The following is a 25,608-nucleotide window of genomic DNA, read 5'->3' as shown; positions in this document are numbered from 1 at the left end:
AGGACACTTGAGCGCTACGGCCGATGACACAGCGGCCGTCGTCGTATCCGGAGGGGGACACATATGCGGGACAGCCACCGGGCGGAAGCCGAACGGCTGTTGGTGCGGGCCGTGGAGGAAGAGGTGCGCCGTTCGGGCGGCCGGACCGACCCCGGCACACTGATGGCACGCGGCCGCGTCGCGCTCGACTCGCTGGCTTCCGGGGCGGACGACGAGTACGCGGCGTACACCCGGGCGCTCGACGCCGCGGGGGCCGGACAGCGGCCGCCGGGACAGCGGTTCAGCCGCGCGACGCTGGGAACGCCCTTACTGGTCACCGGAGTTGCCGCGGCCGCCGCCTTCGGCGCGGATGTGGCGCTCGGCACGGCGGCCGGCCTGGCGCTCGGCGCGGGAGCCGTCGTCGCGGTGGCCGGCGCCACCGCCACCGTCGCCAAGGTCACCGTCTCGCACTGGCCGGCCGCGCACCGGCGGGCGGCCGCGGCGGGACAGCCCGGAGGGGCCGAACAGCTGCGGCTGCAGTGGCTGACGGCACTGGAGGTACGGGGCATCCGCCCCTTCCTGGACCAGCAGCGGATGCTCGCAGCCTCGTCCCGCACCCCGGCGAAGAAGGCCGCCGCCAAAGCGCGGACCGCACCGCACCTGCGCGGCGGGGACCGCAGCGCCGCGGCACGCATGCGCTCCCTCCTCGAACAGTCGTTCAGCCATCTGCCCACGTCCGAGGGCCGGTTCGCGGGCCGCCGGGCCGAGCTGGCCCGGATCGCCCAGTGGGTGCACGCGGCCCGCGCGTCGACGGAGACCAAGCCGACGGTCGTGGTGCTGCACGGTGCGCCCGGCGCCGGGCGCACCACACTGGCCGTGCGGGCGGCGCACGATCTGAAGGACCAGTTCCGCGGTGCGTGCGTGGTGGACCTGCGCGGCGGCGCGGACGGCGAGTCGCCCCTGCCGACCCGGGACGCGCTTCTCCATCTGCTGAACCGGCTGGGCGCACCCCGCGAGCAGCTGCTGTTCCGTGAGAGCTCCTCGGCCGATCAGCAGGTGCGCCGGCTCAGCGAGCTGTACCACCAGCATCTGACCGGCACCCCGGTGACGATCGTCCTCGACGACGCGAGCGATGCCGAGCAGGTCCGCACGCTGATCCCGGAACGTTCGGACAGCCTCGTCCTGGTCACCACCCGTGAGCCGCTCGATCTGCCGGACTCCCTTCCGGCCTGGGTGCACCGCCTGGAGGTCGGGGCCCTGGATCCGGCGGGCGCGGAGGAGCTGCTGCGCGAGGCGTCCCAGGAGGAGGAGCACGGGCCGTACGACTACCCGTCGAGCGAGGCCATCGCCGAGCTGTGCGGCGGGCTGCCGCTCGCGCTGCGGATCGCGGGCTCCTCGCTCGGAGCGCGCACCCCGAGCACGCTGGCCGCCGATCTCGCCGCGTACGGGCCGGTACCTCCCGTAGAACGGGCCCTGTGGCTGCGCTACACCGACCAGTCCGAGCAGGCGCGCCGGCTCCTTCGCCGGCTCGCCCTGGCCGGGCGGGCCAGTCTCGGCACGGCGGCGGCCGCCGCGCTGCTCTCCGCCGACGAGCAGGAGGCCGGACGGCTGCTGACGGCCCTGTCCGGGGCCGGCCTGCTGGACCATGTACGGGGCTCTCGCTACCGGCTGCACGATCTCGTACGGGCCTTCGCCCTGGCCCGGCTGCTCGACGAGGAGGAACCGGCCGAGCGCACGGCCGCGCAGGAACGGCTCATCACGAACTACGCGGAGCTGGCCGGTGCGGTGATCCGGATGGTGGACGGCAAGATGTCCACCCGGGCCGGTCAGTTCGGTTCGCACGGATTCGGTTCCCTCGACGCGGCGCTGCGCTGGCTGGACGACGAGTCGAGCTTCATCACCTCCGCGCTGCGGCACTCCGAGGGCGTCGACCAGGGTGCGGTGCTCGCCCTGCTGGGCGCGCTGTGCGACTACTGCCTGCTGCGCGGCGACCTCTACCGGCTGGGCGAGATAAGCGAGTTGACGCAGGCGGTCGACCAGGGGCTGCTGGAGCGTTCGGTGCAGTGGCGCACCGGTATCGCGGCCCGTCAGCTCGGCGAGCTGGACAAGGCCCGCACGACGCTGTCCTCCGTCGTGGGCCTGTACCGCGAGGCGCAGAACGATTCGGGTACGGCGCTGGCGCTCTGCTCGCTCGGCATCACCCTGCACCACCAGGGCAACCTGACGGAGGCGGCGGCGCGGCTGCGCGAGGCGATGGCCCTCCAGTCCTCCGCGGGGCAGGCGGAGGACCGGGCCTGGTCGATGCACGCGCTGGCCGCGGTGGAGCGCGACCGGGCCCACCTGCCCGAGGCGCTGGAGCTCCTGGACGCGGCGCTGGTCCTGCACCGCGAGGGCGAGTCGCTGCACGGGGAGGCGTGGACGCAGTTCCAGCTGGGTCAGGTGCTGCTGCGGATGGGCGATGTGGAGCGGGCCGAGCTCGCGCTGCGTACGGCCCTGGAGCTGTACGGGCGGACCCGGGACGAGCGGGGCGAGGCGTGGGCGCTGACCCAGCTGGCCCGGGCGCGGCTGCTGGACGGCGATCCCTCCCCGGCGGTCGAGCAGCTGAGCGCGGCCCTGTCCCGCCACCGCGACAGCGAGGACGCCCGGGGTGAGGCGTGGACGCTCTACTACCTGGGCCAGGCCCTGGAGGAGGCCGGCGACACCGATCAGGCGGTACGGCAGCTGGAGCGGGCCCGCACGATGTTCTCGCGGATGCGGGACGTGTACGGGCTGGCGTGCGCCCGGCACCACTCGGGCCGGGTCACCCGCGACCAGCGGGCCGCGCAGACGGGGAACCTGCGCAATTCCGGTTTCGCCCGTCAGCTGCTGGTCGACGCGCGGGCGGACTTCCGGCGCATCGGCGTCGCCCACGGGGAGGCGTGGACGTGTCTGGAGCTGGCCCTGATCGACGCGGGCAACCAGCGTGCGCCGCAGGCCCTGGAGCTGTGCGGCGAGGCGGCGGCGCTGTTCGACTCGTACGGCGACGCGCGGGGCGGCGACTGGGCCCGCTTCCTGCGCTGCACGCTGCTGCCGTACGCGTCACCGGGCGGCATCGAGGTGGGCTCGGTGGTGGCCCAGCAGGAACTGGCCGACCTGATCGCGGCCGGCCATCCGACCCGGGACGGCAAGGTGGAGGACTGCGCGGAGGCGTTCCGGGTGATCCTGAACCGTGGGGTGACCCTGGAGGACGGCTGGCAGGCCTGGCACCTGGGCCTGACCCCGACCCGCCAGGCCCGAGAAATCATGGGCGTACAAGTCCCACCGAGGCCATAACCCCCGAGCCCACCCAAGCCGAATCAAGCCCACCCGGCCACATCAAGCCCACCCGGCCACACCGAGCCCGCCCGGCCACATCAAGCCCGCCCGGCGATTGAGGGCATCCTTCAACCCACCCCGGCCAAAACAAGCCCGCCCGGCGATTGAGGGCATCTCCAGCCCGTCCGGCGCTTGAGGACACCCCGGCAACCCGGGGCGGGGGCACCGGTCACCCGGCACCCCCGCCCCACCACCTACTTCCGCTTCGCGGAATCCGCAGCCCCGGACTCCACACCCTCCGCGGCGAGCGCCGCGTCCGGCGCCTCCTCGAAGTCGACCCGGCCCATGTGCCGGTTCATCGACTTCATCAACAGCCACACGCCCACGGCGAGCGCCGCGAAGACGAGGAAGCCGAGGACCCCGGGGGTCACCTTGTTCTTGTCCAGTTCCTCGGCGAGCGGAACGAGGTGCGTCAGTGCCTGAGTCGCGTACATATCAGGCATTGTCGCGGATGCCCGCGAAGAGGTCGCTCTCGGGGAGGGAGGTATCGACGAGAGACTTCGCCAGCTCGTACTCCTCGGTCGGCCAGACCTCCCGCTGGATGTCCATCGGAACGCGGAACCAGCCGCCGTCCGGGTCGATCTGCGTGGCGTGCGCGATCAGCGCCTTGTCGCGGATCTCATAGAAGTCCGCGCACGGAACATGCGTGGTCAGCGTGCGCTCGGCGCGCTCGAACTCCTTCCAGCGCTCCAGCCAGTCCCCGTACGGGGACTCCATGCCCCGGGCCAGCAGCGCCTCGTGCAGGGCGACGGTGCGCGGCTTGTTGAAGCCCTGGTTGTAGTAGAGCTTCTGCGGCGTCCAGGCGGGGCCGAACTCCGCCTCGGGGAACTTCTCGGTGTCCGCGGCGCCCTCGAAGGCGATCATCGAGATCGTGTGGGTCATGATGTGGTCGGGGTGCGGGTAGCCCCCGTTCTCGTCGTACGTGGTGATGACCTGCGGCCGGAACGCGCGGATCTTCGCGACAAGACGCCCCGCCGCCACGGTCTCGTCCTCCAGCGCGAAGCAGCCCTCGGGCAGCGGCGGCAGCGGGTCGCCCTCGGGGAGCCCGGAGTCGACGAAGCCGAGCCACTCCTGCTTGACGCCCAGGATCTCCCGGGCCTCGTCCATCTCCTTCTTGCGGACCTCGTGGATGTTCTCCTCGATGTACGCGTCGCCCTGGAGTTTCGGGTTGAGGATGGAGCCGCGCTCGCCTCCCGTGCAGGTCACCACCAGCACGTCCACCCCCTCGGACACGTACTTGGCCATGGTGGCCGCACCCTTGCTCGACTCGTCGTCGGGGTGGGCGTGCACGGCCATCAGTCGAAGCTGCTCAGTCAAGACTCGATCCTCAGTGATTGGTCGCCATCAAGGTGCCGTCCCGCAGGGACGTCGGTGTGGGGTGGCGGTCGGGTGGCGGTAGGACGGCTTCTATAGTGACCGAACCGGGGGGTGGAAAATTCCTCGATCCCCGGTACGGGAGGAACGATCATGACGGCGGTGCGCGAGGCGCTTCCCGAGAACCGCTACGGCCGCTCCGCGGACCAGCGCGCGGACCGCAAGCTCAAGATCATCGGCTCGGTCCTGGGCGTCGCCCTGCTGGGCGTGGTCGGCTGGATCGGGTACGACTACGTGGGCGGCAAGGGCCTCAGCGCCGAGATGATCAAGTTCAAGGTCGTCTCGGACAGCCGCGTCGAGGTGCACCTGGAGGTCCGCAAGGACCGGGACGCCAAGGGCTACTGCACGCTCCGCTCGCTGAGCGAGGAGGGTGCGGAGGTGGCCCGCAAGGACTTCCGCTTCGACGGGGACACCGACCGGATCGACCAGGTCCTCACCCTGCGTACGACATCCAGGGCGACCGCCGTCGAGCTGCTGGGGTGCACGGACGACGGCGGGGCGTCACGTTGACCGCCGCACGCACGTCCTGACCCGCACATACCCGCGCTGACCTGCGGCTCGACAGTCTCAGCCGTTTACCTTCTCCCCCTTTTCCCGGCGAATTGTTAGGCTCGTGGTTTCGCCCACCCGTAGGAGCACATGCTTCCGGGTAGGGCGATGCTTTGTATTCCCAGTACCGACGAGGAGCACCCTGTGACCCAGACCAGCGAAAACGTCACCTGGCTCACGCAGGAGGCGTACAGCCAGCTCAAGACCGAGCTGGAGTACCTGTCTGGTCCCGCGCGCACGGAGATCGCCGTCAAGATCGCGGCGGCCCGTGAGGAGGGCGACCTGCGTGAGAACGGCGGGTACCACGCGGCCAAGGAGGAGCAGGGCAAGATGGAGCTCCGGGTGCGCCAGCTGACCCAGCTCCTGGAGCACGCGAAGGTCGGCGAGGCGCCGGCCGACGACGGCGTGGTCGAGCCCGGCATGGTCGTGACGATCGCCTTCGACGGCGATGACGACGACACGACGACCTTCCTGCTGGCCTCCCGCGAGTACGCGAGCTCGGACATCGAGACGTACTCCCCGCAGTCCCCGCTCGGCAGGGGCGTGAACGGCAAGAAGATGGGCGAGAACGCGGACTACGAGCTGCCGAACGGCAAGATCGCCACGGTGAAGATCCTTTCGGCGAAGCCGTACTCCGGCTGATCCGCACAGCTCGCACAGGAGCCCCGGCCGCATGGCGGCCGGGGCTCCTGCGTGCGCTCAGACGGCCACCGAGCGGTACTTGCGCACCGCCAGGGTCCGGAAGACCATGATGATCAGCACCGACCAGATCAGCGAGGCCCACACCGGGTGCTGCATCGGCCAGGCGTCGGACGTCGACACGCCGGGGTTCCCGAAGAGCACCCGGCACGCCTGGACGGTCGCGCTGAACGGGTTCCAGTCGGCGATCGGCTGGAGCCAGCCGGCCATCTGGCTGGAGTCCACGAAGGCGTTGGAGATGAACGTCACCGGGAACAGCCAGATCAGCCCGCCGGAGGTGGCCGCCTCCGGGGTACGGACGGACAGGCCGATCAGCGCGCCGATCCAGGAGAAGGCGTAGCCGAGCAGCAGGAGCAGTCCGAACGCGCCCAGCGCCTTGGGGATGCCCTCGTGGATGCGCCAGCCGACGATCAGGGCGACGATCGTGAGGACCAGCACGGTGAACATGGTCTGGACGAGGTCGGCCAGCGTGCGGCCGGTGAGCACGGCGCCGCGCGCCATGGGCAGCGAGCGGAACCGGTCGACGAGCCCCTTGTGCATGTCGTCGGCGATCCCGGCCCCCGCCCCGGCCGTGGCGAAGGTGACGGTCTGCGCGAAGATCCCGGCCATCAGGAAGTTCCGGTAGACGACGGGGTCCGTCGAACCGGCGATGTTCATGGAACCGCCGAACACATAGCTGAACAGCACCACGAACATGATCGGCTGGATGAGCCCGAAGAGCACCACTTCGGGAATCCGGGTCATCCGGATCAGGTTCCGCCGGGCCATGACCAGCGAGTCCCGGACGGACTGGCCGATGCCGCCGCGGCCGCGGGGCAGGGGTACTGAGGTCGTCTCGGTAACGGCACTCACTTCTCTGCCTCCGTCCGGGCGGCGGGCTGCGCGCCGCTCCCGTTCTCCTCGGCCCTCTCCTGCTCGGCCGCGTGGCCGGTGAGGGAGATGAACACGTCGTCGAGGGTGGGTCGGCGCAGCCCGATGTCGTCGATCTCCACGCCCCGGGCGTCGAGGTCGCGGATGACCTCGGCGAGCAGCTTGGCGCCGCCGTCGACCGGGACGGTCAGTTTGCGCATGTGCGGGACGACGGCGACCTCGCCCTTGCCCAGGTGGGCGAGCACCTCGCGGGCCGGGTCGATCTGGTCGCGCTGCTGGACGACGACCTCGACGCGCTCGCCGCCGGTGCGGGCCTTGAGCTGGTCGGAGGTGCCGCGGGCGATGACGAGTCCGTGGTCGATCACGCAGATGTCGTGGGCGAGACGGTCGGCCTCCTCCAGGTACTGCGTGGTCAGCAGCAGGGTCGTGCCACCGGCGACGAGCTCCTCGATGACCTCCCAGAGCTGCTGCCGGTTGCGCGGGTCGAGGCCGGTGGTCGGCTCGTCCATGAACATGACCGGCGGGGAGACGACGAGCGCCGCCGCGAGGTCGAGGCGGCGGCGCATGCCGCCGGAGTAGGTCTTGGCGGTGCGGTCGGCCGCGTCGGCGAGGTTGAACCGCTCCAGCAGCTCCACGGCCCTGGCCTTCGCGTCGCGCGCCGTCATCTGGTAGAGCTGGCCGACCATCTGCAGGTTCTCGCGGCCGGTCAGGTACTCGTCGACGGCGGCGAACTGGCCGGAGAGGCCGATCGAGCGCCGCACCTCGTCGGGATTCTTCAGTACGTCGATGCCCGCGACGAAGGCGCTGCCGCTGTCGGGCATGAGCAGCGTCGTGAGGACGCGTACGGCGGTCGTCTTGCCGGCCCCGTTGGGGCCGAGAAGTCCGAGGACGGTGCCTTCCGGCACGTCGAGATCGACGCCGCCGAGTGCGGTGACGTCACCGAAGGTCTTCACCAGACCTTCGGCGTAGATGGCGCCTGGCATACGGGATTCCCCCAGTACGTTCGGGTGACTTCCTCACAAATCCTAGATTTGCCCCAGTTTCCGCGCCCGGCGAACACGCGAAGCGAACGCGCGTGCGGCTCGGGCCGGACGCGGGAACAGTAACGCGATACATCGCGACTGACAAGCAGTCAGGCCATCACGCGATAGCCCGCCCCGCGCAGCGCCGCGGCGACCTCCTCGCAGTGCTCCGGCCCCTTGGTCTCCAGGTGCAGCTCCACCTCGGCCTCGGTGAGTCCGAGCCGGGGATCGGTGCGCACATGGCTCACGTCCAGGACGTTGGCATCGGCCACCGAGAGCACGCCGAGCATGGTCGCCAGCGCGCCGGGGCGGTCCGTCAGGCGCAGCCGCAGGCTCAGATAGCGGCCGGCCGCCGACATGCCGTGGGTGAGGATGCGCTGCATCAGCAGCGGGTCCACATTGCCGCCGGAGAGCAGGGCCACCACCGGCCCGCGGAACGACTTCGGGTCGCTGAGCAGCGCCGCCACCGGGCTCGCCCCGGCCGGCTCCACCACCATCTTGGCCCGCTCCAGGCAGAGCAGCAGGGCGCTGGAGAGCTCGTCCTCGGAGACCGTACGGACCTCGTCGACCAGCTCCTGGACCAGGCCGAACGGCACATCGCCGGGGCGCCCCACCTTGATGCCGTCCGCCATCGTCTGGAGCGAGCCGATCGACACGGGGTGGCCGGCGGCCAGCGAGGGCGGGTAGCAGGCCGCGCCCGCCGCCTGCACGCCGACGATCCGCACCTCGGGCCGGATCGCCTTCACCGCCACCGCGATCCCGGCCGCGAGCCCGCCGCCGCCGATGCCGACGACGATCGTGCGCACCTCGGGGCACTGCTCCAGGATCTCCAGGCCGACCGTGCCCTGTCCGGCGATGATGTCCGGGTGGTCGAAGGGGTGGATGAAGACCGCGCCGGTCTCGTGCGCGTACTCCTGCGCCGCGGCCAGCGTCTCGTCGACGACATGGCCGTGCAGCCGCACCTGCGCCCCGTACTCGCGGGTCGCGGCGACCTTCGGCAGCGGCGCCCCGACCGGCATGAAGACCGTCGACCGTACGCCGAGCAGTGCAGACGCGAGCGCGACACCCTGCGCATGATTGCCTGCGCTCGCGGCGACGACGCCGGCCGCCCGCTCGACCGGGGACAGACCGGAGATCCGTACGTACGCGCCCCGCAGTTTGAACGAGCCGGTCCGCTGCAGGTTCTCGCACTTGAACCGGACCGGCGCGCCCACCAGGGCGGACAGATGACGGCTGCCCTCCAGCGGGGTGACCCTGGAGACCCCGGAGAGCATCTTCTGCGCCCCCCGTACGTCATCGAGGATCAGCGGGGGGAAGCGGCTGGGCGGCGCGAAGTTCATACCGTAAGTCTTGCAGTCACAACGGGTCGCGGCCGCCGCTCGTGGTGCCGTCCTGCGCCGATGTCCGCAGGTTTGTGCAGCACTGGTACGCGTTGCCCCGGCGCCGCGTACTCTGTCCCCCACCCATCCGACACCGCACGAAGAGAGCCCCCGGCCATGCCCCCTCAGGACATGACGACTGCCGCGTCTCCTTCCGGGGGCGCCGCCCCGGAGAACCCGGGTCACGACCACCTTCTCGACGCCCTTCAGCACCAGGTGGCGGTCTTCGCCCGACGTGCCGAGCAGACCCGCCTCGGCGGTGTCGGCCAGGTGCGCAACTCCATGGACCGGGCCGCGTATCTGCTGCTCAACCGGCTCGACCGGGAGGGCCCCATGGGCGTCAAGGCACTGGCCGCCGGGATGGGGATCGACTCGTCGACCGTGACCCGGCAGGTCGCGCCGCTCGTGGACACCGGTCTGGTCAAGCGCACCTCGCATCCGGAGGACGGCCGCGCGGTCGTGCTCCAGCTGTCCCCGCGCGGACAGGCGCGGCTGGACGAGGTCCGGGCCTCGCGGCGCGAGCTGATGAACCAGGTGACGGACGAGTGGAGCGAGGACGAGCGGGACACGTTCTGCGCGCTGCTCACCCGCTTCAACACGGCGCTGGCCGCGCGCCAGACGGCGAACCAGGCCCCGGCCGCGGGATAGCCCGGCCCGGCGGGTCCCCGGGGGTTGACCCGGGGGCCGCGGAGCGCTCGGATTGAACTCGTGCAAGAGCGCCATGCGGGCCGACAGCGGCGCCGCGCCCGGGAGTTCGAGGCCTTCGTGGCGGGCGCGGCAGGCCGCCTGCTGCACACCGCCACGCTCCTGACCGCCGAACCCGTCGAGCCGCCCGGCGCGAACGAGCGCGCGCAGCGGCTCCTGACCACGGCTCTGGCCCGTACGTACGCGGGCTGGGACCGGTTGCACGGCGAGGATCCGTACGACCGCACCCGGCAGGATCTGGCCACCCGCTTCGCCCGGGACGCCTGGCGCCATCGCCGGCCGCGCGGCGGGCTGCTGGACCGGCTGACCCCGCAGGAACGCCTGGTCCTGGTACTGCGCCTGTACGAGGGGGTCCCCGAGGAACAGACCGCGGCGCTGCTCGGGCTGCCGGCGGACCGGGTCCGTGCGATCTGCAACCGCTCGGTGGCCACGATGCGCGGCACCCGGAAGCCGACCGTACGGCGGGGACTCACCGGGCCCCTGGGGGCCGCGCCGTGAGCGGCACCGGACGCAAGGTGGACGAGGTCCGGCGCATGCTGGAGGGCCCGCACCCGCAGGTGCCCGCCGAACTGGCGGCGCGGGCGGCGGAGCGCGGCGGGCGGCTGCTGCGCCGCCGGCGGATCCTGCGCCGGGTGTGGCTGCTGACGGCGGCCGCGGCGGTCGTGGCGTTCACGGTGTGGGCGGTGGTGGTCCAGCCCTGGCAGGTGCCGCCCGCCGAGACGACGCCGCCGCTGAACGGCTGGTAGGAGCGGTTCGCCGGGTCCGTGGATCTTTCCTTGATTCGCGCGGATCTATCCTGGAGTGGAGTGCCTCGCGACTGGGGGGAACCGGCCTAGGAGGCTGTGATGACCAGGAAGATCGCTGACTGCCGCAAGTATCCGAGCGTGTCGAACTGCTCGCTGACGATCTCCGGCGAGGAGGAGGAAGTCGTGCGGGCGGCGACCGAGCACGCGGTGTCCGTCCATGAGCACACCGACAGCCCCGAGCTCCGGGAGCAGGTCAGGGCCTCGCTGGAGGACGAGAAGGCGGCTGTCTGAGACGGCCGGGCCACCCGGGTCCGGGACCGGTTCGCCCGGTCCCGGACCCGCGTACGCTGCTGCTCGCGCTCGGCTAGCCGAGCGCCTGCGTCAGATCGGCCAGCAGGTCGTCGGCGTTCTCGATGCCGACGGAGAGCCGGACCAGGTCGGCGGGGACCTCGAGCGGGGAGCCCGCGGTCGAGGCGTGCGTCATCCGGCCCGGGTGCTCCAGGAGGGACTCGACGCCGCCGAGCGACTCACCGAGCGTGAAGAGCTTCGCGCGGTTGCAGACCTCGACCGCCGCCTCCTCGCCGCCCGCGACGCGGAAGGACACCATCCCGCCGAACGCCTTCATCTGCTTGGCGGCGACCTCGTGGCCCCGGTGCTCGGGCAGCCCCGGGTAGAGGACGTGGGTGACCTTGGGGTGGCGGGTCAGCAGGTCGGTGACCTTGGTGGCGTTCTCGGTGTGCCGGTCCATCCGGACGGCGAGGGTCTTGATGCCGCGCAGCACCAGCCAGGCGTCGAACGGCCCGGCGACGGCGCCCATCGCGTTCTGGTGGTAGGCCAACTCATCCGACAGGTCCGGGTCGTTGACGATCAGCGCACCGCCGACGACGTCCGAGTGGCCGCCCATGTACTTGGTGGTGGAGTGCACGACCACGTCGGCGCCCAGGGCGAGGGGCTGCTGGAGGTACGGGCTGGCGAAGGTGTTGTCGACGACCAGCCGCGCACCCGCCGCACGGGCGACCCCGGCGACCGCCGCGATGTCGGTGATGCCGAGCAGCGGGTTGGACGGGGTCTCCACCCAGACCGCCTTGGTGCGCGGGGTGATCGCCGCCCGTACCGCCGCCACGTCCGATGTGTCGGCGACCGAGAACTCCACGCCCCAGCGCGAGGCGACCTTCGCGAACAGCCGGAACGTGCCGCCGTAGGCGTCGTTCGGGATGACCACGTGGTCGCCGGGGGTCAGCAGCGTACGGAGCAGGCAGTCCTCGGCGGCGAGCCCGGACGCGAACGCGAGCCCGCGGCGGCCGCCCTCCAGGGCAGCGAGGTTCTCCTCCAGGGCGGTGCGCGTCGGGTTGGCGCTGCGGCTGTACTCGTAGCCGCCGCGCAGCCCGCCCACGCCGTCCTGCTTGTACGTGGACACCTGGTAGATGGGCGGGACGACGGCGCCGGTGAGGGGATCGGCGGTGTTTCCCGCATGGATCGCAAGAGTCTCGAAGCTGTGCTGGTCGCTCATGGGGCACGAGCGTAGTTCGTCTCGAGGGCCCTCACGGAGCACCTGGCCGTCCGGTGACAATGGGGGCATGGAGATTCTGCTGTTCCTGCTCGCGCTGTGCGTTCTCACCGCCGTCGTCGGCCCCTATGTGCGGCGCCGTCGCGGTGGCATCCGTCAGGTGGCGCCCGGTTCCCCCGACGCCGCCGACCCGGACACCTACGGGTTCCTGCGCCAGGAGGAGCTCGACATCCGGACGCCGGGCCCGGACCAGGATCTCCTCGACGTACTGGAAGTCGTGCAGAACACCCAGGAGTGGCGGGCCGCGTCCCAGCTGCTGTCCGGGACGCCGAAGGACGGTGAGGTGCGGTGGCAGCGGGTGCAGGCGTTCGCCGGTGCCGCTTCGCTGGAGCTGATGCAGCGGCCGGGCGTCGGCGGGGCGTGGCTGCGCAAGTGGCGGGCCGAGGCGCCGAAGGACGCGGGCGGTGCGGCCGTGCACGCGGAGTTCCTGGTCCAGCAGGCGTGGCGTTCCTCCACGGCGGGCACGGACGACTTCCGGATCATTCTGGAGGAGGCCCGTACGGTCGTCGGCGAGGCGGCCCTGCTGGCGCCGGGCGACCCGGTGCCTTACATCGTGGAGCTGGCCGTCGCGCGCGGACTGGGCTACTCCCACGAGGAGTTCGACCAGCTCTGGGCGAAGATCATCGACCGGGCGCCGGCGCACATGGGCGCGCACATCGCGGCGCTGCACTTCTGGTGCGAGAAGTGGCACGGATCGCGTGAGGAGGCCGACCGCTTCGCGACCGCTGCGGCCGCCCGTGCCCCGCAGGGCTCGCTGCTGGCGGCGCTGCCGCTGTTCGCGGTGTACGAGCACCTGCCCGAGGTCAATCTGGTGCAGGGCTTCTACCGGAGCCTGGTGGTGACGAAGGCGGTCGAGGGCGCGATGTTCGCGGTGCACGCGGCCCGGGCCGACGACCCGATGCTCGCGCACGTCCGCCATCTCCTGGTGCTGTTCCTGGTCCGGATGGAGCGCTGGTCGGAGGCGATGAACCAGCTGATCCACATCGACGGCCACGTGGGCGCCCTGCCGTGGACGGAGAGCTCGGACCCGGCCGCCGAGTACACCGTGTACCGGGCCCTGGCGGTCGCGGGCTACGAGGCGAACGGCGGCAGCCCGGCGACGCTGCTGCGGTAGCGGAGGGCTCCCGCGGCCGCCGGTGTGCGACCGTGGGAGCGACGTACCCCTGATTCGTCTGATTCCTCTGATTCCCCGGCAAGGAACGGTGTTCCCGTGGCACGACTGATACCCCTGGCCCTGATCGGTCTCGGCCTCTACTTCTGGTTCAAGGCCCGCAAGCGGGCCGCCGCCTATGTCGAGGCCGCCGAGTCGGACGACGGCACGCCCCGCGCCTGAGCTCCGGGGCCGGAATCCGCGGGGTTCCCGGTGCGTTGTACGGACAGCACGCCGACCCACGAGGAGCCCCCGCATGTTCCTGCACCGCCGCACCCCGCAGCTCCCCACCCCGGAGGAGGCCCTGCGCGGCCGCCCCACTCCGGAATTCACCGTCCCGTCCCGCCACACGGTCCTGGGCAACCCGCTGCTCGGCCCGTACCCGGAGGGTCTGGAGGTCGCGGACTTCGCGATGGGCTGTTTCTGGGGCGCCGAGCGCAAGTTCTGGCAGACGGACGGCGTCTGGACGACGCTCGTCGGCTACCAGGGCGGCTATACGGAGAACCCCGCGTACGAGGAGGTCTGCTCCGGCCTGACCGGGCACACCGAGGCCGTGCGCGTCGTCCACGACCCGAAGACCGTCACGTACAACCAGCTCCTGAAGCTCTTCTGGGAGTCCCACGACCCGACCCAGGGCTTCCGCCAGGGCAACGACGTGGGCACCCAGTACCGCTCCGCCGTCTACACCCACTCCCCCGAGCAGGCCGCGGCCGTGGCGGCCTCCCGCGAGGCGTACCAGAAGGTCCTCACGGCCTCCGGCCACGGTGAGATCTCCACGGAGATCCTCCCGGCGGAGGGCCGCCCGTTCTGGCCGGCCGAAGCAGCGCACCAGCAGTACCTGGACAAGAACCCGGCGGGCTACTGCGGAATCGGCGGCACGGGCGTCTCGTGCCCGATCGGTGTGGCCCGGGCCGACGGCTGATCCGGTTACCCTCGCTGCGACATGACCGGCGAGGGTGGGGGCAGCATGCGCGACAACCGTACGGACAGACCGGCGACCCCCTCGTTGAGCGGCCGCCCCTGGTGGGCCGCGAACGAGGGCCTGGCGTTCCTGCTGGAGCTGGCCGCGCTGGCCTGCCTGTGCTGGTGGGGGTTCACCGCCGGTGACGGCCTGGCCGTGCACCTGCTGCTCGGAATCGGGCTGCCCGCCGTCGCCATCGCCCTGTGGGGCACCTTCGCCGCACCCCGCGCCCGGATCCGGCTGCCGCTCGCTGGCGTGCTCGCCGTCAAGGCCGTGGTGCTCGGCGGTGGCGCGCTCGCGCTGTACGGGGTGGGGCACCCGGTCGCGGCGGTGGTCATGGCCGTGGTGGTCGTGGTGAACACGGCGCTGGCGGAGACGTTCCGGCGCAGGCCGGCGGCGGAGGGGCAGGGCGGGCCTGCTTGAACGACAGTTCCAAGGGGCGGCCGCGCTCCGGAGCCGGCCCGGGCCGGCCCTCACACGGGCCCGGGACGCGCATGCGTCCCGGGCCCGTGTGAGGGCACCGGGGAACCGGTCAGATCAGGCCCTGCGCCAGCATCGCGTCCGCGACCAGTTCGAAGCCGGCGATGTTCGCGCCGACCACGTAGTTGCCGGGGCTGCCGTAGCGCTCCGCCGTGGTGTAGCAGGAGTCGTGGATGTGCCGCATGATCTCCGCGAGCCGCTCCTCCGTGTGGGCGAAGGTCCAGGAGTCGCGCGAGGCGTTCTGCTGCATCTCCAGGGCGCTGGTGGCCACGCCGCCCGCGTTGGCCGCCTTGCCGGGGGCGAAGGCAACACCGGCTTCCTGGAGGACGCGGACGGCCTCGGGGGTGGTGGGCATGTTGGCGCCCTCGGCGACCGCCTTCACGCCGTTGCGCACGAGGGTCAGGGCGTCGGCCTCGTGGAGTTCGTTCTGCGTGGCACAGGGCAGGGCCACGTCGCAGGGGACGTTCCAGACGCCGGGGCCGGGGACGAAGACGGCCTGGCCGGCACGGCGTTCGGCGTACTCCGAGACGCGGCCGCGGCCGGTCTCCTTGATCTCCTTGAGCAGGGCGAGGTCGATGCCCTTCTCGTCCACGACGTAGCCGTCGGAGTCGGAGCAGGTCACGACCGTGGCGCCGAGCTGCTGGGCCTTCTCGATCGCGTAGATCGCGACGTTGCCCGAGCCGGAGACGGCGATGCGCTGGCCGTCGAGGGATTCGCCGCGGCTGCGGAGCATTTCGGCGGTGAACAGGACGCAGCCGTAGCCGGTCGCCTCCGTGCGCGCCTGGGCGCCGCCCCAGCCGAGGCCCTTTCCGGTGAGGACGCCGGACTCGAAGCGGTTGGTGATCCGCTTGTACTGGCCGAAGAGGTAGCCGATCTCGCGGCCGCCCACACCGATGTCACCGGCGGGGACGTCGGTGTACTCACCGAGGTGGCGGTGGAGTTCGGTCATGAACGACTGGCAGAACCGCATGATCTCGGCGTCCGAGCGGCCCTTCGGGTCGAAGTCCGCGCCGCCCTTGCCGCCGCCGATGGGCATACCGGTGAGGGCGTTCTTGAAGATCTGCTCGAAGCCGAGGAACTTCACGATGCCGAGGTTGACCGAGGGGTGGAAGCGCAGCCCGCCCTTGTACGGGCCGAGCGAGCTGGAGAACTCGACCCGGAAGCCGCGGTTGACGTGGATGTCGCCGGAGTCGTCCGACCACGGCACACGGAAGATGAGCTGGCGCTCTGGCTCGCATATCCGCTCGATGATCCGGGCGTCCACGAACTCCGGCCGCTGGGCCAGCACCGGGCCGAGCGTCTCCAGGACCTCGCGTACGGCCTGGTGGAACTCCATCTCGCCCTGGTTGCGCCGGAGGATCTCCGCGTACAGCGGCTCGATGACGCGGGTGTCGGCGGCGTGCGGAGTTGCGGAGTCAGGGGTGGCCGTCATCTGATCAAAACCTTCCATGGGTCGGCTCATGCGCGAAGGCGCCCCCGTCCCGAGGGGCGCCAGGTCCCCCCTCCCCATTGAGGGCGTCGCCCAGACATCACGCATACCGTGCTCACGAAAGCGACGAACAGAACCGTTGTGGCCTACCGAGTGTCCCAGCGGGACCGCCTCATGCTCCACGGCATCCACATGGTGATCCCGTGACCCCGCACGCCGACGGCCCGCAACGGCCTTGCCGCAGCCCGCTTCCCGGCCGGAACGACCGGCCGGGGCCGGGGGCACCCACCGCCCGAAGTGGCGAACCTCACAGTGGGGCGAGGGCTGTTGTGAGGTCGCACGGGAGATCGCCGGGCCCGCGTCCTCGATGCCGTTACGCCCCCAGCGCCGCCGCCGCCCGCATCACGGCCGCCGTCGCGGCGGCGTCGTAGTCCGGTGCGACGCCTTCCACGAGCACCACGTCGCCCGCCATGTTCCGGGTCCGCAGCGGCAGCAGCTCCAGGTAGGCGGGCGAGGCGTACCAGGCGCGGGCCGCCTCGACGGACGGGAAACCGACGATGACCAGAGCCCCGGGCCAGTCCCCCTCGACGATCTCGACCGGGGTGTTGTGCACCAGGAAGCGGCCGCCGTACGGGTCCATCGTCGACTGGATGCGCTCGATGTAGCTGAGCACCTCCTCGTTGGGCAGGCCTTCGGGGTGCAGGTGCGCAATCACGTAAGCGGTCATGGTCTCGCCCTCCGGGCTTCCGGTTGTGCGTCGGCTGGTGGACTCCATGCTGCCGAGGAGCGCCGGCGGCGTCGATTACCCGTGGGGTAATGCGGCTCAGTGCGCGGTCCCGGCCCACGGTGACGGGTAATCAGACATGATTCCGCTATGACGCCTTCACGGGGGAACCGCAGAGTCCGGCATTCTCGTACCCCGTACGAGCCGGCGCCGCCCGCCGGGCCTTCCTTAACCGGGTACGGCCTGCCCCGGACGGGCTACGGGCCGGTCGCGGCGGAGCGGCCCGGAACGCGCACGCCGCCGCGGGCCGGGGAGATGCGCCGGTATCTGGCCGTGGGACTCGACTGCTACCTGTGCCTGGTCACCAGCGGGCTGCTGGTCCGGCCTTACGTGGATTCCGCGACCGTTCCCCAGGCCGTCGCCCTGCTCATCGGACCGGTGCTCGCCCTGTCGTTCGTCAACCAGGTGGTGCTCACCGCGGTCGTGGGAGCGGGCGCGGGGAAGCTGATCATGGGGATCCGGGTGGTGAGCCTGCCGGACGCGGGGCGTCCCGGCCCGGGGCGACTGGTGCGGCGCTGGATCCACGGGCTGTGCTGGCTGCCGTTGCAGCCCTGGTACGGGCTGCGCGCCCATCTCGCCAGGACCGCGGGCGAGGGCGGCCCCGGCCCGCGGACGGCCTGCGAGGAGGTTGTCCCGCACACCGACCCGCTCGGCCTGCGCCAGGTCCGCCGCAGCGATCTCCTGGCGCACCGCCGGGCCGTCGCCGGGCGCGCGGTCTGAGCCGGCGGACCGCGGTGCGGGCCCGCCGGCCGGGATGACAGCCGTACGAACGCGCCCTAGGCGGCGGCGTTCTCCGTGATGGTGACCTTGCCCTTGCGGATGGTGGCCAGCCGCGGCGCGCGGCGGGCGATCGCGCTGTCGTGGGTGACCATGATGAAGGTGAGCCCGTGCTCCTTCCACATGGTCTCCAGCACCTCCATGATCTCGTCGCGCATCGACTCGTCGAGGTTGCCGGTGGGCTCGTCGGCGAGCAGCACCTTGGGCTGCTTGACCAGGGCCCGCGCGATCGCCACCCGCTGCTGCTGGCCGCCGGACATCTCGCCGGGCAGATGGCTGAGCCGTTCGCCGAGCCCGACCGAGTCGAGCGCCTCGGCGGCTCTTCTGCGCCGCTCGGACGCCTTGCCGCCGAGCGGGACGAGGGCGGTCTCGACGTTCTCCTGGGCGGTGAGCGTCGGGATGAGGTTGAAGCTCTGGAAGACGAAGCCGATGTTCTGGGCCCGCACCTTGGTGAGCTTGGCCTCGCTGAGCCCGGCCAGGTCCACGCCGTCGAGTTCGACGCTGCCGGCCGTGGGACGGTCCAGGCCGCCGAGCATCTGGAGCAGCGTGGACTTCCCGCCGCCGGTGGGGCCCTGGATGACCAGGCGGCCGCCGTCCTCGATCGTCAGATCGATGCCGGCGAGCGCGTGGACGGTGGCCTTGCCGCGCTTGTAGTGCTTGGTGACGCCTTGAAGCGTGTACATGGGTCAACTCCTGCTGAACGATGATCGCGGGTCCCGGCGGACGCCTCGCGGGTCGCGGGCCGTACGGGGGACGACGGCGGGGTGCGGGACTGCCCGGGTGCCGGGCATCGCGCGACGGGTTACTCGACGCGGCGCAGCGCGTCGGCGGGGCGCAGCCGGGAGGCGCGCCAGCCGCCGAAGGCGCCCGCGATCAGCCCGCCCGCCACGGCCAGCGCGACGGCGATCAGGATGGTGGAGAGGGAGACGGGCGCGGTCAGCGCGATGTCGAGGGCCTTGGAGGCGGTCTGCCGGCCGGGGCCGCCCATCATCGCGCCGCGCATCCCGCCGCCGCCCGGGGAGCCGAGCTCGGCGGTGAGGGTGGGGCTGACGGCGGTGACGGCGTAAGCGCCGGCCAGGCCGGCCGCGATGCCGAGGACGCCGCCCATCAGGCCGTTGACGAGGGCCTCGCCGATGACCTGGCGGGTGACCCGGCCGCTCTTCCAGCCGAGCGCCTTGAGCGTGCCGAACTCCCGTACGCGGCGGCTGACCGCGGAGGAGGTGAGGAGCCCCGCCACCAGGAAGGCGGCGATCAGTACGGCGATGGAGAGCCACTTGCCGACGCTGGAGGCCAGGTCGGACGCGGTGGACAGGGAGCCGGACACGGTGTCCGCGAGGTCGGCCGACGTGGTGACCGTGGTGCCCGGGATGTTCTTCTGGATGGTGGACTTGACGCTGTCGATCCGCTGCGAGTCCGTGGCCTTGACGTAGACCGTGGTGACCTTGTTCTTCGCGTCGGCGAGGGTCTGGGCCCGCTTGAGCGGGATGTAGAGGTTGGCCGCCGCGTCGCCGCTGTCGGCCGTCGAGACGCCCACGATGGTGAACTCGGTGCCGTGGATGGTCACCTTCTTGCCGGTGGAGAGCTTCTTCTCCTTGGCGTAGGCGGCGTCGACGACGGCCACCTTGCCGTTGGTCTCGGTCGCCTTGAACGTACGTCCGGCGGTGATCTTCGACGAGGTCAGCGGGCCGAGGTCCTGCTCGGTGACGTCGGTGCCGTACACGGTGAAGGAGTTGACGTCGAAGGAGGCGCCGCCGCCCTGGACCTCGCCCTGCGGCTGGCCGCTGCCGCCGCCGGGGCCGCCGCGGCTGCCCTGGGCCGTGCCGCCCTGCTGCTTGAACTCACCGCGCTTGAACTGGCCGTCCACCTTCATGACGGTCATGCTCAGCCCGCCGACGGCGTCGGCGACGCCGCTCTGCTCGTCCACCTTGCCGACCGTGGTGGAGGCGAGCGTCTGGAAGCCCTGGACCATGACCCGGTCCGTGCTCTGCGTCGATTCGTCGTCGCTGCCCTTGGCGTCGAACTCGAACCTCGGACGCTCCGTGCCGGAACCGGGAGCCGCGGCGGCCTTGGTGACGGTCATGTCCGTGCCGAGGCCGTACAGCGATTCCAGGACCTTGTCCTGGGCCTTGCTCATGCCCGAGGAGACCGAACTGACGATGATGACCAGCGCAATGCCGAGGGCGAGCCCCGAGGCGACGACGAGCGCCGCCTTTCTGCGGCGGCGCAGCTCGCGCCGGAGGTAGGTGAAGAACATGGCGCGAGGCTAGGAACCGCTTGTGATGGTGGGTTAAGGCCACGATGAGAGCGGGATGAGAACGGCCGGGAACGCCGAAGGCGGCGGCTCCGGGATCCGTGGGGATCCGGTGCCGCCGCCTGGCGTACGGGACTTGGTGCCGATCAGGGGTCCTGCCCGGGGCGAGGAGGACGGGTCCGGTCGGCTCAGGCCACGGAACCCGCCGTCCACTGGGCCCAGGTCATGTTCCAGCCGTTGAGTCCGTTGTCGGGCTGGATGGTCTTGTCCGGGGAGTTCTTGACGATGACCACGTCGCCGATCATGGAGTTGTTGTAGAACCAGGCTCCGGGCGCGCTGGCGTCCCCGGCGCCCTTGGTGTCGGAGAGGCCGACGCAGCCGTGGCTGGTGTTGGCGCTGCCGAAGATCGACTTGGCGCCCCAGTAGTTGCCGTGGATGAAGGTGCCCGACGTGGACAGCCGCATGGCGTGCGGCACGTCCTTGATGTCGTACTCACCCTTGCCGTCGTCGTCGGTGAAGCCGACGGTCGAGCCGTCCATCCGGGTCTCCTTGAACTTCTCGGAGATCACCATCTGGCCGTTGTACGTCGGGTTCTCCGACGAACCGGCCGAGATCGGGATGGTCTTGATCGTCTTGCCGTCCTGGGTGACGGTCATCGTGTGCGTCTTGGCGTCCACGGTCGAGACCTGGTTGCGGCCGACCTTGAAGGTGACCGTCTTCTGCTGCACGCCGTAGACGCCGTCCGCGCCCTCGACGCCGTCCAGGGCCAGCTTCAGGGTGACGGTGGAGCCGCCCTGCCAGTAGTCCTCGGGGCGCAGGTCCAGACGCTGTGCGTTGAACCAGTGGCCGACGACCTGCTGGCCGCTGGAGGACGTCACCGTGATGCCGTCCTGGACGGCCTTCTTGTCGGTGATCGCCTTGTTGAAGTTGATCGAGACGGGCATGCCGACACCGACGGTGGAGCCGTCCTCGGGGGTGAAGTTCCCGATGAAGCTGTTGGTGGGCGACACGGTGGTGAAGGAGGAGTTCTCGTGCGCCTCGCGGCCCTTCGAGTCCTGCGCCGTCGCATTGATCTTGTACGTGGTCGAACGCTCCAGCTGGGCGTCCGGCCGCCAGCTCGTACCGTCGGCGGACAGGGTGCCCTTGACGCTCGCCCCGGCCGAGGTGGTCAGCGTGACGACGGTCAGCTTGCCCTTGGTGACGGTGACCTTGGCGTCGTTGTTGATGCTCGCGTTGGTCGCACCGTTCTTCGGCGAGATCGTTATCTGTGCCTGAGAGGCTTCCTCGGCCGCCGCCTTGTCGACCTCGGCCGCCTGCGACTTCTTCGAGCTCTCGGGGCTGGGACCGCCCTTGTCGCCGCCGTCGCTGCAGGCCGAAAGCACCAGCACGCCGCCGAGCAGTGCGGACGCGGCCATGAGGCCCCTGCGCCGCTTGCTGTCCGTCATCACACGCTTCTCCATCGTTGCCGAAATCCCCATAAAAACCCCGAGCAAGGCCGCCGGCCGGCGATACCCCGTCAATGCTCCAAGAACACCTGGAATGGGTCCTCCGTTCCACATCTGCCTCAGATGTGGGGAACACCACTCATCGACGCGGTGGTGACGGCGTTGGTTCCCGCCGTTGATCACCTGTGTGTCCGCCGGTGCGGAGCCCGGCCGGCCGGCACGGCCGCGACCCGGCTCACCGGTCGTCACGCACACCGGCCCCGGTCCGCGGGAAGCGGGCCGGGGCCGGTGTCTCCACCCGCTAGGCCCGCCGCTCCGTACTGCCGTCCTTGTCGTCCTCCTGCCCATTGTGCGGGACGCCGACGCCGCCCTCGTCGCCGTCGTCCTCGTCGTCCTCGTCGTCGTACCCTTCGCCGTCCTCGTCCCGGCCGTCATCGAGATCCCACGCATCCGGGTCCTGCGGGTCGTAGTCGATGGTCTCGCTGCTCCAGGAGGCCTGGGTCAGTTCGACCCCGGGCACCTCACTGACCAGGTCGAACGGATCGATCAGCGAGGCGAGGGCCTCCGCACCGTCTTCCCGCACCGCGGTCTCGGCATGCGTGCGTTCCTCGGCGGAATCGCCGCCGGGCTCCCCGTACTCGGCCGCGAGGCTCTCCAGCGCGGTCCCGCTCAGGGCATCGGCGTCCGTGATCTCCAACACCATTTCGACACGAAGGCGAACGAATCGTGATGACTCAGAAGTGCTCATGAGCCGGAGCGTAAGCTCCCGGCCGCCACGCCTTTCCTGCGACCCGCTGCTTTCATTAGCATCGGCCACAGGCCCGACTCGGGCTGTCACAAGGGGGATCGATTCCGTGGCCATCACCCGCCGCCCGCTCCTGACCGCGACCGCCGCGGGAACACTGCTGTGCGCCCTGTGGTTCGTCCCGTCCGCCAACGCGGGCGACGCACCACCGGCACCGGGCCGGGCCGGCGACAGCGCCGCCGCCACCGGTCCGGGTACGGGCCCCAGCGCGCTCGCCGACACCGGGACCGGCGTCGACACGACGCCGTATCTCCTCGGCGGCATGGCGTTCCTGGGCATCGGAGCCGGCTTCGTCGCGTACTCGGGCCGTCGCGGAGGTCCGCAGCCGGCGCTCTGACCGGTACGCGGAAGCGGCCACCGGGTCTGTCCCGGTGGCCGCTTGCGCGCATACGCCGGCGATCAGGCCAGCGGCCCCGTGACCGGCTCGACCGCCGCCACGAGCCCGCCCGCCCGGACGAAGGCGTCCGCGGCCGCCAGGTCCGGCGACAGGAAGCGGTCCGGGCCCGGACCCTCTACGCCGGCCGCCCGCAGCGCCTCGATGGCGGCCAGCGAGGCGGGGGCCGGGGTCAGCCCCTGTGCGGCCCGCAGTTCGATGGCGCGGGTCGCCGCGTACAGCTCGACGGCGACGATCCGGGCGAGGTTGTCGACGGCGGTACGGAGCTTGCGCGCGGCCGACCAGCCCATCGAGACGTGGTCCTCCTGCATCGCGGACGACGGGATCGAGTCCGCGGACGCGGGGACGGCGAGCCGCTTCATCTCACTGACCAGGGCGGCCTGGGTGTACTGGGCGATCATCAGGCCGGAGTCGACGCCGGCGTCGTCGGCGAGGAACGGCGGCAGCCCGTGCGATCGGTTCTTGTCCAGCAGCCGGTCGGTGCGGCGCTCGGTGATCGAGCCGAGGTCGGCGGCGACGATCGCCAGGAAGTCCAGGACGTAGGCGACCGGGGCCCCGTGGAAGTTGCCGTTGGACTCGACCCGGCCGTCGGGCAGGACGACGGGGTTGTCCACGGCGGCGGCCAGTTCGCGCTCGGCGACGGTCGCGGCGTACGCGAGGGTGTCGCGGCCGGCGCCGTTGACCTGGGGCGCGCAGCGTACGGAGTAGGCGTCCTGGACGCGTGGCGCGTCGTCCTGGTGGTGACCGGTGAGACCCGAACCGGCCAGCACCCGCAGCATGTTGTCGGCGCTGGCGCCCTGGCCGGGGTGCGGGCGGATGGCGTGCAGCTCGGGGGCGAGGACCTTGTCCGTGCCGAGCAGGGCCTCCAGCGAGAGGGCCGCGGTGATGTCGGCCGAGGTGTAGAGGCCGCGCAGGTCGGCGAGGGCCATCACGAGCATGCCGAGCATGCCGTCGGTGCCGTTGAGGAGGGCCAGGCCCTCCTTCTCGCGCAGTTCGACCGGGGTGATGCCGTGGGCGGCGAGGAGTTCGCCCGCGGGCCGCACGGTCCCGTCGGGGCCTTCCGCGTCGCCCTCGCCCATCAGGGTCAGCGCGCAGTGCGAGAGCGGTGCCAGGTCGCCGGAGCAGCCGAGCGATCCGTACTCGTGAACGACGGGCGTGATCCCGGCGTTCAGTACGTCGGCCATGGTCTGCGCGACCTCGGGCCGTACGCCGGTGCGGCCGGAGGCGAGCGTCTTCAGCCGCAGGAACATCAGCGCCCTGACGACCTCGCGCTCGACCCGCGGGCCCATGCCGGCGGCGTGCGAGCGGACGATGTTGCGCTGGAGCTGCGCGCGCAGCTCCGGGCTGATGTGGCGGCTTGCCAGCGCGCCGAATCCGGTCGAGACGCCGTAGACCGGCTCGGGCTTGGCGGCGAGCGCCTCCACGATCCGGCGGGCGGCGGCGAGGGCGCTCACCGCGGCGGCGGAGAGCTCGACGCGGGCGTTGCCGCGGGCCACGGCGATGACGTCCTGAGCGGTGGTGCCGGACGTCCCCACCACGACTGTATGCATATCCATATTCAGAAGCGTACGGACTGAAACCCTTCATGTCACTAGTGGTCGCCGCCTTGACCCCTTACCGGCCCGGTCAGGACTCAGGGGGGTTCCCGCGCAGCCGGCGGCGGTCGTGGGCGGCCTTCGGCGGGGAGTCGGCCAGCCGGATGACCTCGCCGTCGCGCCCCGCCACCACGGGCTTGACGGAGCGGGCGGCCTTGGCCCGGTACTGGGCCGCGTCCGCGAGCCGGAAGAGCCGGCGCGCGGAGACCACCGGGCCGATCGGATCACCGGTGGACGCGATCCCGCAGGCGACCCCGTTGCCGAACTCCAGCTCGGCCGCCCGTTCGCACAGCTCCGTGGCCACCGCGACCACCTCGTCCGCCGCGGGACCCGCGGCCAGCAGGCAGAACTCGTCCCCGCCGAGCCGGGCGGCCAGCGCACCGGGCAGCATGGCCCCGCACCGGGAGAGCACCGAGCCGAAACGTTCCAGCAGCCGGTCGCCGACCGCATGGCCGTGGGTGTCGTTGACCCACTTCAGGCCATTGAGGTCGCAGACGACCAGGCTGACCACCGAACCGTCCGCCCGGTGCCGCTCCACCGCCTCGTCGAGCCGCATGTCGACGGCCCGCCGGTTGGCGAGGCCCGTCAGCGGATCGGTGAAGGCGAGCTTGCGCACCTCCTCCAGGCGCTCCGTCTGGGCGAGCCCGGCGGCCACGACGGCCGCCAGCACAGTGGCGAAGTCCGCGTCCCGGCGGCCGAACACCGGCTCCCCCACCGGCCGCGCCACATAGAGCTCACCCCAGGCCCGCCCGTGCAGCACGATCGGCGCGACCACGCAGCAGCCGCGCCCGCGCCGCCGCAGACCCGCCACCCGCTGATGGCAGTAGCCGTGCCCGTAACCGTGCGCACCCGCCACCCCCGCCCCCCGCGCATCGCCCACGGGTTCCGGCTCCAGCGGCCCGTCGGCGGTCTCCACCCAGGCGTCCGGCTCACCACCCCCGGCCCACCGCTCATGGAGGAACTCGGTGATCTCCGGAAACTGATGGACCGGGTACACCTCGTCGTCGGGGAACTCCTCCTCCCCCTCGGCCCGCTCGCCCGCGTTGACCAGGACCCGCAGCCGCCCGCGCCCGCGCTCCCAGACCGACAGCGCGGCAAAGCTGCCGCCCAGCGCCTCGCACGCCCCCAGCGCGGCCGCTCGCCAGCACCCCCGCGGGGTGTGCGCCGCCGCCATCGCCTGCGCAAGCGAAACCACGGCCCGCAGCCGCGCATCATCACCACCCATCACCACAGCTTATGTAGATTTGTGATGATTTGACCGATTTGCCGCTCCCGCCATGCTCATCACGTCGG

The 25,608-nt window shown here is 71.5% G+C and carries 27 protein-coding genes; 13 read left to right on the top strand and 14 right to left on the bottom strand.

Annotated features, from left to right (window positions below; all coding sequences use genetic code 11):
- Positions 1 to 63: 63 nt before the first annotated feature.
- A complete protein-coding gene (locus tag OG782_RS23910) occupies positions 64 to 3,291 on the top strand; it encodes a tetratricopeptide repeat protein (protein ID WP_406454149.1) in 3,228 nt (1,075 codons plus the stop codon).
- Positions 3,292 to 3,527: 236 nt separating this feature from the next.
- Here OG782_RS23910 and OG782_RS23905 read toward each other — a convergent pair whose 3' ends face one another.
- Positions 3,528 to 3,767 carry a hypothetical protein gene (locus tag OG782_RS23905; protein ID WP_406454147.1) on the bottom strand — a complete coding sequence of 80 codons (240 nt, stop codon included), beginning with the start codon at positions 3,765 to 3,767 and terminating at the stop codon, positions 3,528 to 3,530.
- 1 nt (position 3,768) lies between these two features.
- A complete protein-coding gene (gene mca, locus OG782_RS23900; protein WP_406454145.1) occupies positions 3,769 to 4,650 on the bottom strand; it encodes a mycothiol conjugate amidase Mca in 882 nt (293 codons plus the stop codon).
- A gap of 150 nt (positions 4,651 to 4,800) precedes the next feature.
- On the opposite strand from mca, the gene OG782_RS23895 reads away from it, so the two are divergent.
- Together OG782_RS23895 and greA are read left to right on the top strand one after the other, a co-directional pair.
- Positions 4,801 to 5,217 carry a DUF4307 domain-containing protein gene (locus OG782_RS23895; protein WP_406454143.1) on the top strand — a complete coding sequence of 139 codons (417 nt, stop codon included), beginning with the start codon at positions 4,801 to 4,803 and terminating at the stop codon, positions 5,215 to 5,217.
- A gap of 183 nt (positions 5,218 to 5,400) precedes the next feature.
- Positions 5,401 to 5,898, top strand: coding sequence for a transcription elongation factor GreA (greA, locus tag OG782_RS23890; protein ID WP_406454141.1), 498 nt, complete (start codon positions 5,401 to 5,403; stop codon positions 5,896 to 5,898).
- Between the two features lie 57 nt (positions 5,899 to 5,955).
- On the opposite strand, the gene OG782_RS23885 is transcribed toward greA, so the two are convergent.
- From OG782_RS23885 to ilvA, 3 genes are all read right to left on the bottom strand, one after another.
- Complete coding sequence (locus OG782_RS23885; RefSeq protein ID WP_406454139.1) at positions 5,956 to 6,807, bottom strand: ABC transporter permease; 852 nt, start codon at positions 6,805 to 6,807, stop codon at positions 5,956 to 5,958.
- Complete coding sequence (locus OG782_RS23880) at positions 6,804 to 7,808, bottom strand: ATP-binding cassette domain-containing protein (RefSeq protein WP_406454137.1); 1,005 nt, start codon at positions 7,806 to 7,808, stop codon at positions 6,804 to 6,806. The genes OG782_RS23885 and OG782_RS23880 overlap by 4 nt, the downstream gene beginning before the upstream one ends.
- A 149-nt stretch (positions 7,809 to 7,957) precedes the next feature.
- Positions 7,958 to 9,187: a threonine ammonia-lyase gene (ilvA, locus tag OG782_RS23875; protein ID WP_406454135.1), complete on the bottom strand. Its 1,230-nt coding sequence runs from the start codon at positions 9,185 to 9,187 to the stop codon at positions 7,958 to 7,960.
- A gap of 156 nt (positions 9,188 to 9,343) precedes the next feature.
- On the opposite strand from ilvA, the gene OG782_RS23870 reads away from it, so the two are divergent.
- From OG782_RS23870 to OG782_RS23855, 4 genes are all read left to right on the top strand, one after another.
- The gene (locus tag OG782_RS23870; RefSeq protein ID WP_406454133.1) at positions 9,344 to 9,874 is read left to right on the top strand and encodes a MarR family winged helix-turn-helix transcriptional regulator; all 531 of its coding nucleotides are present in this window, start codon (positions 9,344 to 9,346) and stop codon (positions 9,872 to 9,874) included.
- A gap of 60 nt (positions 9,875 to 9,934) precedes the next feature.
- A complete protein-coding gene (locus tag OG782_RS23865) occupies positions 9,935 to 10,429 on the top strand; it encodes a sigma factor-like helix-turn-helix DNA-binding protein (RefSeq protein ID WP_406454131.1) in 495 nt (164 codons plus the stop codon).
- Complete coding sequence (locus OG782_RS23860) at positions 10,426 to 10,677, top strand: hypothetical protein (protein WP_406454129.1); 252 nt, start codon at positions 10,426 to 10,428, stop codon at positions 10,675 to 10,677. Before OG782_RS23865 ends, OG782_RS23860 begins: the two co-directional genes overlap by 4 nt.
- A gap of 99 nt (positions 10,678 to 10,776) precedes the next feature.
- Positions 10,777 to 10,968: a DUF1059 domain-containing protein gene (locus tag OG782_RS23855; RefSeq protein WP_406454127.1), complete on the top strand. Its 192-nt coding sequence runs from the start codon at positions 10,777 to 10,779 to the stop codon at positions 10,966 to 10,968.
- A gap of 73 nt (positions 10,969 to 11,041) precedes the next feature.
- Here the strand turns inward: OG782_RS23855 and OG782_RS23850 are convergent, their stop codons facing one another.
- A complete protein-coding gene (locus OG782_RS23850) occupies positions 11,042 to 12,187 on the bottom strand; it encodes a cystathionine gamma-synthase (protein WP_406454126.1) in 1,146 nt (381 codons plus the stop codon).
- Between the two features lie 67 nt (positions 12,188 to 12,254).
- Between OG782_RS23850 and OG782_RS23845 the strand changes: the two genes are divergently transcribed.
- The 4 genes from OG782_RS23845 to OG782_RS23830 all read left to right on the top strand — a co-directional run bounded on the left by OG782_RS23845 (position 12,255) and on the right by OG782_RS23830 (position 14,778).
- Positions 12,255 to 13,358, top strand: coding sequence for a hypothetical protein (locus OG782_RS23845; protein ID WP_406454124.1), 1,104 nt, complete (start codon positions 12,255 to 12,257; stop codon positions 13,356 to 13,358).
- Positions 13,359 to 13,454: 96 nt separating this feature from the next.
- Positions 13,455 to 13,577: a hypothetical protein gene (locus OG782_RS23840; RefSeq protein ID WP_406454123.1), complete on the top strand. Its 123-nt coding sequence runs from the start codon at positions 13,455 to 13,457 to the stop codon at positions 13,575 to 13,577.
- A 73-nt stretch (positions 13,578 to 13,650) separates the two neighbouring features.
- A complete protein-coding gene (msrA, locus tag OG782_RS23835; RefSeq protein WP_406454121.1) occupies positions 13,651 to 14,316 on the top strand; it encodes a peptide-methionine (S)-S-oxide reductase MsrA in 666 nt (221 codons plus the stop codon).
- Positions 14,317 to 14,400: 84 nt separating this feature from the next.
- Positions 14,401 to 14,778: a YrdB family protein gene (locus OG782_RS23830; RefSeq protein ID WP_406459235.1), complete on the top strand. Its 378-nt coding sequence runs from the start codon at positions 14,401 to 14,403 to the stop codon at positions 14,776 to 14,778.
- Positions 14,779 to 14,887: 109 nt separating this feature from the next.
- On the opposite strand, the gene gdhA is transcribed toward OG782_RS23830, so the two are convergent.
- Both gdhA and OG782_RS23820 read right to left on the bottom strand, forming a co-directional pair.
- The gene (gene gdhA / locus OG782_RS23825) at positions 14,888 to 16,267 is read right to left on the bottom strand and encodes an NADP-specific glutamate dehydrogenase (RefSeq protein WP_406454120.1); all 1,380 of its coding nucleotides are present in this window, start codon (positions 16,265 to 16,267) and stop codon (positions 14,888 to 14,890) included.
- A gap of 370 nt (positions 16,268 to 16,637) precedes the next feature.
- Entirely contained in the window at positions 16,638 to 16,991 is a 354-nt protein-coding gene (locus tag OG782_RS23820; RefSeq protein ID WP_406454118.1) for a DUF1330 domain-containing protein, read from the bottom strand.
- A gap of 312 nt (positions 16,992 to 17,303) precedes the next feature.
- On the opposite strand from OG782_RS23820, the gene OG782_RS23815 reads away from it, so the two are divergent.
- A complete protein-coding gene (locus OG782_RS23815) occupies positions 17,304 to 17,768 on the top strand; it encodes an RDD family protein (protein ID WP_406454116.1) in 465 nt (154 codons plus the stop codon).
- A gap of 56 nt (positions 17,769 to 17,824) precedes the next feature.
- On the opposite strand, the gene OG782_RS23810 is transcribed toward OG782_RS23815, so the two are convergent.
- From OG782_RS23810 to OG782_RS23795, 4 genes are all read right to left on the bottom strand, one after another.
- Complete coding sequence (locus tag OG782_RS23810) at positions 17,825 to 18,508, bottom strand: ABC transporter ATP-binding protein (RefSeq protein ID WP_406454114.1); 684 nt, start codon at positions 18,506 to 18,508, stop codon at positions 17,825 to 17,827.
- A gap of 119 nt (positions 18,509 to 18,627) precedes the next feature.
- Entirely contained in the window at positions 18,628 to 20,079 is a 1,452-nt protein-coding gene (locus OG782_RS23805) for an ABC transporter permease (RefSeq protein WP_406454112.1), read from the bottom strand.
- A 185-nt stretch (positions 20,080 to 20,264) separates the two neighbouring features.
- Positions 20,265 to 21,536, bottom strand: a complete 1,272-nt coding sequence (locus OG782_RS23800) for an Ig-like domain-containing protein (protein ID WP_406454110.1) — start codon at positions 21,534 to 21,536, stop codon at positions 20,265 to 20,267.
- Between the two features lie 286 nt (positions 21,537 to 21,822).
- Positions 21,823 to 22,224, bottom strand: coding sequence for a hypothetical protein (locus OG782_RS23795; protein WP_406454108.1), 402 nt, complete (start codon positions 22,222 to 22,224; stop codon positions 21,823 to 21,825).
- 151 nt (positions 22,225 to 22,375) lie between these two features.
- Between OG782_RS23795 and OG782_RS23790 the strand changes: the two genes are divergently transcribed.
- A complete protein-coding gene (locus tag OG782_RS23790) occupies positions 22,376 to 22,663 on the top strand; it encodes a hypothetical protein (protein WP_406454106.1) in 288 nt (95 codons plus the stop codon).
- A 62-nt stretch (positions 22,664 to 22,725) separates the two neighbouring features.
- Here the strand turns inward: OG782_RS23790 and hutH are convergent, their stop codons facing one another.
- Positions 22,726 to 24,276 carry a histidine ammonia-lyase gene (gene hutH, locus OG782_RS23785; protein WP_406454104.1) on the bottom strand — a complete coding sequence of 517 codons (1,551 nt, stop codon included), beginning with the start codon at positions 24,274 to 24,276 and terminating at the stop codon, positions 22,726 to 22,728.
- A gap of 70 nt (positions 24,277 to 24,346) precedes the next feature.
- Positions 24,347 to 25,540 carry a diguanylate cyclase domain-containing protein gene (locus OG782_RS23780; protein WP_406454102.1) on the bottom strand — a complete coding sequence of 398 codons (1,194 nt, stop codon included), beginning with the start codon at positions 25,538 to 25,540 and terminating at the stop codon, positions 24,347 to 24,349.
- Positions 25,541 to 25,608: the final 68 nt, after the last annotated feature.

Source organism: Streptomyces sp. NBC_00876 (assembly GCF_045207435.1).
Taxonomy (GTDB): domain Bacteria; phylum Actinomycetota; class Actinomycetes; order Streptomycetales; family Streptomycetaceae; genus Streptomyces.
This window is presented reverse-complemented; position numbering and strand designations above follow the sequence as displayed.